This window comes from Aestuariivirga sp. (assembly GCF_037139295.1).
Taxonomy (GTDB): domain Bacteria; phylum Pseudomonadota; class Alphaproteobacteria; order Rhizobiales; family Aestuariivirgaceae; genus Aestuariivirga.
Map to the genome: position 1 here is coordinate 1 of NZ_JBAXGR010000146.1, position 6,480 is coordinate 6,480.

General features: G+C 52.4%; 2 protein-coding genes. Both read left to right on the top strand.

Features of this window, described 5'->3' with window-relative positions:
* Positions 1-709 precede the first annotated feature (709 nt).
* On the top strand, positions 710-5,719 hold the full coding sequence (locus tag WCJ41_RS19570; RefSeq protein WP_336907519.1) for an AAA domain-containing protein: 5,010 nt from the start codon (positions 710-712) through the stop codon (positions 5,717-5,719).
* 395 nt (positions 5,720-6,114) lie between these two features.
* The gene (locus WCJ41_RS19575) at positions 6,115-6,423 is read left to right on the top strand and encodes a hypothetical protein (RefSeq protein ID WP_336907520.1); all 309 of its coding nucleotides are present in this window, start codon (positions 6,115-6,117) and stop codon (positions 6,421-6,423) included.
* Positions 6,424-6,480 lie beyond the last annotated feature (57 nt).

The following is a 6,480-nucleotide window of genomic DNA, read 5'->3' on the forward strand; positions in this document are numbered from 1 at the left end:
CGTAGGCAGCGAGTGTGGCTGCTCCGTTGAGCAGTTGCCGGCGTGTGGTCATGCGGGATATCCTTAGATTTTAGAGATACATAGGCGAATGGGCTGTGGGTGCTGTGATACAAATCACCCAACATGGTCATACAGGAGAATGATGAGTTTAGCCACAAAGGTAACATCTACTCCTCCAGCAATAGGGAATAGCTTTCTCGTTCCTTTGAAGCCTCAGGTGCTGGACATAGACCCCGGAAACCCTCGAGCGATGCCGGATGATGGTTGATCAGAGCAGGCGCTGCCTCCGTCCCGTCTCTGGGCGCTATCCTGCCGCGGCCGTTGCTCAAGGCATTTTTGGATGACGGGCAACCCACCAACGCGACAGCGCTTCAGATTCCCCTTCATGTCCTGATCGCTCAGAAACGGTGCTTGCTTCATGCCCCCCACATTCAACATCATGTGGTTGCTCGTAAAAGCGCATTTTCTGAGGTTTGGTAGGACAACCGGAAAAACATAGTGCAGAAACGATGCCCAGCAAGACCAAAGGGTTAGAGGAAACCTCTTATTCGTGCAACTCTATGAGGCTGGCACAGAACTGCCTTCCAAGGACACAGGCGCCGCGCGACGAAATGAGTTGCGGGGGCTTTCGTAAAGAAATCAGATCATTATAGTGAGGCTCACCCGCCTCATGCTGAACTTCATCTGAGGCATATACAAGGTGAATATGGTGAGCATTGAGAAAGTCAAACGCGGTCTCAGAAACACTCTTCTCTACGCACAAGAACTTCTGAATCTGAATGAGAAGATCGTATTCGACGTTACTCGCGAGCCATTTCCCTTTTTCCATTCAACGCAATTTGAAGGTCTCGACGGCATTGAATTTAACGTTGACGCTGAGACTTGGGTCCGGCTTGAGCGCCTCCGTGAGACAAAGCCGCCCGATTTCTCGCCACAGCACGAGGGTTGGGTTGCGCAATCATCCCGGATTTCTCCGGATCACCCTCCGACATTGCTGGCCGAACGCATCGTTAAGCTGAGTGCAACGGAAATTGACGTGCTTCTGGACGAGGGGGCAATCGCAGATATCGAAGACATTATGCGACCCATCGGTTCTGAAGACGAGAAAGAACCAAAGACTTTGGACGTTATTCTGAGAGCTAAGAACGTCCCGGGTCTTCTCGCAGCTTGGGAGGAGTATCTGGCTGGCCCTTGGAACAAGTGGGCCGTTCTGGAAAAACCACGTCGCCGATGCATTGATCTGTACAATAAGCTCTATCAGATCCAACAGCGGATCACATCACTTGGCGAAGATAACCCGATAGAGCTTGTTTGGGGAATCGGGTTTGTCCGTTGGAAGACTCAACAAGGCCTCATCAATCTGCCGATACTCGAGCAGCTAGTTGAACTTGAATTGGAAGCAGATGGCTCGATTTCGGTGCGACCGCGCAACACTTCTACTCAGTTAAACTTGCGTGCCTTTCATGCGCTGGAAGTCGAAGGTAGCAAAACTCTTGAGAAGGACGTCCGCTCAGAGCTCGACCGGAAAGCAGAAGATCCCGACTATGAGTTTTCGCCGTTTAACCGGGGAACATATGAGTTTGCCCTGAGAGCATGTGCAGCAAGGCTGTCAGCTTCTGGCGTGTATGTCCCTGATCTAAAGGAAGACGAGCAGGGAAGAGAGCTAACCGAAATATTGCAGGTGGACAGCCACTGGGCTGTGTTTGTCCGCCAAAGAACAGAAGATTTCCGGAAAGACGACATACAACGCCTGATAAGGCGAGTTGATGAGGTGCAGGAGGAAGACGCTTTGCCTCCCGCTGGCGCAAGGTTTGTTCAGGAACCGAGCGATGAGCAGATCTATGGGGACGGTATCGGCATCGATCTTTCACGATCAAGCCTCGTTCTCCCAGAAAGCAGTCGTGGATGGAGTGAGTCCGCAGGGGGTGCTTCCGCAGCGGTTCGTACCGAAGACAAGACTTTCTTTTTTCCACTCCCCTATAACGACGACCAGGTGGAGATCATACGGCGCTTGGAAGATGAGTCCACGGCAGGCGTCCTGGTGCAAGGCCCACCGGGAACTGGCAAAACCCACACTATCGCGAACATCATTTGCCACTATCTAGCAACGAAACGCCGCGTACTCGTGACGGCAAAGACCCCTGAGGCCCTTACTGCGTTGCAAGAGAAGCTGCCGGAGGGAATAAGAGAGCTGGCTATCGCTGTCATTCACAATGACAGAGAAGGCAATCAACAGCTAGAAAATGCCGTTCAACTACTCTCCGATCAAGCGAAGCAAATTAACTCAGACGCGGCGCAGAGGGAAATAGCCGAGAAGCAAGCGCGACTAGCAGATTTGAAACGGCATATCTCAGAGCTAGATGCCCAACTTTATACCTATGCTGAAAAAAACCTTAAGACGGTTGAGGTTTCAAACGAACAACTCACACCTATGGATCTCGCACGCAGGGTTGTTGCGGCTAGCCCAGAGTTCGATTGGTTTCCAGATGAGATCACGACCGAGGAACAATTCTCGCCGCAGTTTGGCGATTCGGAGGTCGCGGAGATCCACTCGCTTCGACAGACGCTGGGGAGTGATCTGCTATATGGCCTCTTAGATGTTCCTGACCTTACCTCTCTGCCGTCTCAGACCCAAATTCTTTCTGCCCATCGAGAATTGTCAACGCTACAGACAGTGGAGAAAGACCGTAAGGAACTTCCAATCTTGGCTACCGACGTTCTTCCTCTTCAACAGTTAAGAGAGATTGCCGACTGGCTGAGGTATTTTGTATCTCTTCTAGGACGTGCTCAAGAAACACCTGCACTGATCGCTGCATATCATGCAATGCTCGAACAACAGGCGATCCATTCCGCAGGAAGAGCGGTGTTGCTGCAAGTCATCCACGACTGGATAATACTCGCTGATAGCGGGCGGGATTTCTATGTACGTGATATCCAAGTTGCAGAAGCAGACAACAAAGATGGCAGTCTTGTCCAAGCACTGCTTGATTTGGCGAGCGGCAAGCAACCATTCGGACTGTTTAGCTTTCTTAAAAGCGGTCTCAAATCTCAGCTCGATCAGATCACTCTAGGGGGTGTAAAGCCCAGTTCTGCCGCGGATTGGAAGTTAGTATACGGCTATGTGCTGTGGAGAAGGCAATTTGCTACGTTCCTTCCCCGTTGGGCGTCGGCGTCACGCGCATTGATACGTGAGCCGTCGCCATCGCCCGATATAACCTCTTTCCTTGAACAAGGAGAGCTCTTAGCTGGCCTTAGAGCTGGGGCAGAATATGCTCCGGAGTTGGTCACAATACTGAGGCAGCTATTCCCATACGGTGTTGACGCTGAGAGAGTAGTTCGAGACGGGGACTTTGGGCTGATCCTATCTGCTATGTCGGCTGTACTCGAGGATGAAGAACTGTCTGATGCGAAGGCACTGATCACCGATCTAGTCCGCCTCTCTGGTGGGAAGCAGCTACCCTGGCACTCTACCGTTGCCGCAGTCTCAGAGAGACTTGGTGCACCTGATGTAAAGCCAGCAGATCTAGCCGACGCTTGGAAGGACATCGTAGCCGAAGCGAATAGACTTAGAGGGACCGAAGGGCTCTTGGTTCGATTTGAATCACTTCTCTCTTTGGTGGCGGGTTCCGGTGCGCCAACTCTTTCCAAATTGTTGAGAAGCGCTGAGCCATTCCAGTTCAATTTTTCGATAGATACATGGAACGGGGGTTGGCAATGGGCGCGGTACCGCGGTTTCATTCGCTCCTTGCAGGATAGGGACCGGCTTGCTGCTTTGACGCACCGCAGGACCGCCCTTGAAGATGAGCAGAAGAGACTTTTCGTGGAGATTGTTAAACTCCGGACATACCTAGGCCTTAAGCAAGGAATGACGGGTAGAGTTGAAGCAGCTTTGGCGAAGTTTGCGGCCGCTATTTCGAGATTGGGAAAAGGTACTGGCAAGGCAGCAGGTCGCTATAGGCGCATTATCCGAGACGCCACCTTGGATATCGCCTCGACTGTACCCTGCTGGATTCTTCCTGAGTGGAGAGTAGCAGAACAGCTTCCAGCTGAGCTATCTTTGTTCCATCTCGTTGTCATAGATGAGGCCTCTCAGTCTGACATTACGTCGCTGCCAGCCATTCTCCGCGGTCAAAAAGTTCTAATAGTTGGCGACGACAAGCAGGTTTCCCCGAGTGCAATCGGCATCGAAGAGAGAAAGGTTGTTCAGCTACGAACGACGTTCCTTACGGGTTTGCCATTTGCGGACCAAATCGATCCTAGCACATCACTCTACGAGCTGGGCTCGATGGTGTTCCCCGGCAAGGCAATTATGCTGCGCGAACACTTCCGTTGTGTGGAGCCAATCATAAGGTTCTCAAGCAGGTTCTATCCAAAACCTCTTATACCGTTAAGAATTCCGAGGGCTACGGAGCGACTCGATCCCCCCTTGGTAGACGTTTATCTGCCAGACGGTCAGCGTAACAAAGCGAAGAAGACAAATGAGGCAGAAGCGCAATACATCGTTGATGAGATCAATCGACTGGTTTCTGACCCTGCCTACGCTAACCGTACGATCGGCGTGATTTCCCTGATTGGTGAATATCAAGCAAAACGAATTTATGACCTTCTGATCACCGAGGTCGGTGTAGAAAAGATCCAGAAGCACAGAATAATGTGCGGGGATGCTGCAACCTATCAAGGTCAGGAGAGAGACATCATCTTTCTTTCGATGGTGGCTTGCCCCAACACGTCAGTTTCCCAAACATCCCGCGTCTACAGGCAGCGATTTAATGTAGCTATGTCGCGAGCTCGTGACAGGCTGTACCTGATCCGTTCAGTCTCTGCGAGTGATTTGAAGCCAGGTGACCTGAAGCTCGACGTGATTGAGCATTTCCGTGATCCCATGGCCGGCGGTAACGTGGTTCGCACAGGAGAAGTTCTCGATTTGTGCGAGTCGGAGTTTGAGAGGACGTTTGGGCGCGAGCTGCTGAATCTTGGCTATCGGCTACGTCCTCAAGTTCCCGTAGGCGATTATCGCATCGATTTCGTAATCGAAGGCCATAATGACCGGAGACTGGCTGTAGAGCTAGATGGAGACAAGTATCACGGCCCCGAACATTGGTCGGATGATATGCGCCGACAGAAGGCGCTAGAGAGGCTCGGGTGGACGTTCTGGCGTTGTTGGGGGTCAAACTGGATCGGCGATCCCCATGCCTGCCTCCAGGATCTGATCAGCACCTTGAACAGGCTTGGCATAGATCCGATTGGTTCGGCTCCTCTCAACGAGAGCTACACGGAGCATCGGCGAGTAGACGCTGCGACTGCAGCGGTTAGTCCTGGAGCCAGTAGGGCTGAAAGCAAAGATGTTGGGTCAACCCAGTCTTCTGTAGTCTCGCAGCAGGAGCCTCCGAGCTCAGCAGTAGTCGCCACAAGATCACCGGAGCCGAAGTCTGCAACGGACGCTTACTCAAATGAGGGTTTTTTAGATGCGATTCAGGTGGAGATAGGAGACCTGGTGGTCATTCGCTTCGACGACAAACCTGAAAAACCCTTGCGAGTGCGCCTCAGCCGCACGGAGAACAAGCCGGAGGCGGGTGTTATTTCTGTCACCGAGCCATTAGGTGAGGCGTTACTCGGTGCCTCTGAAGACGACGAAGTGGAGATAAAAGTATCAGGGCGTGTTAGAGTTGCCCACATAGAGTGTATAGAGAAAGCAGCAGTTGTTCGCCTAGCCAGTTAGTGTTCATTGATCGGACGATAAACTGATTAGGCGTATACAAAGGGTTGTCAGATCGTTGACCTCTACCCATTAAAGGTAGAAGTCCGATTCTAGTAGATCTCCGCATAACGCTGGGCCGAACATTATTGTAACCCCTTAAGTCAGAGTTGCATTCCGTGCACGCGCTTGAGGGGCACGTTTTTCTTGCCAGCCTTTTTGAAGCGGTTGGTCAGTGCTGGCCAGAGCTACTGAAGCGAAGTGCCATCTTGGTTTAGCGGTCGCCAGCGTGATCGATGCCGGCGACGGCAAGCTAGACGCGACTCTGTTATGCATGAGTTAGACAATGACGTAGTGAAGGGAACCGCAGGGTCGTCGAGTTATACTTCTCGGCGTTCCAGGTCTTTGACCCATGGCTCGTGCGTTTCGTGTTCAACCTGGAACGCGCCCATGCGGAAAATCCGGAGGAACTTGACAAGGCCGCCGACAGCTTGGTGTATCCATTGCTTGCTGCGACCCGGCGCGACAAGACCGGCACATTCCGTGAAATGGACGAACAGGAAATGCTCGTCTTCCTGCGAGGCATGACATTCCTGGTGCGCTCGCCCCTGCTGGAAGGCAGCGACCTCTTCGCCACGGCCAAGCATCGGGAACTCGTCATCGACTTCATGCTGCGAATTTTCTCGAACCGTCCCGCCGGGCGAGGTGATCCACCGATTGCAGAATGATGGGCCAGGTTCCAGGCAGATTGTCGATGGCGCGGAAGCGCTGTTGACGACTGCACA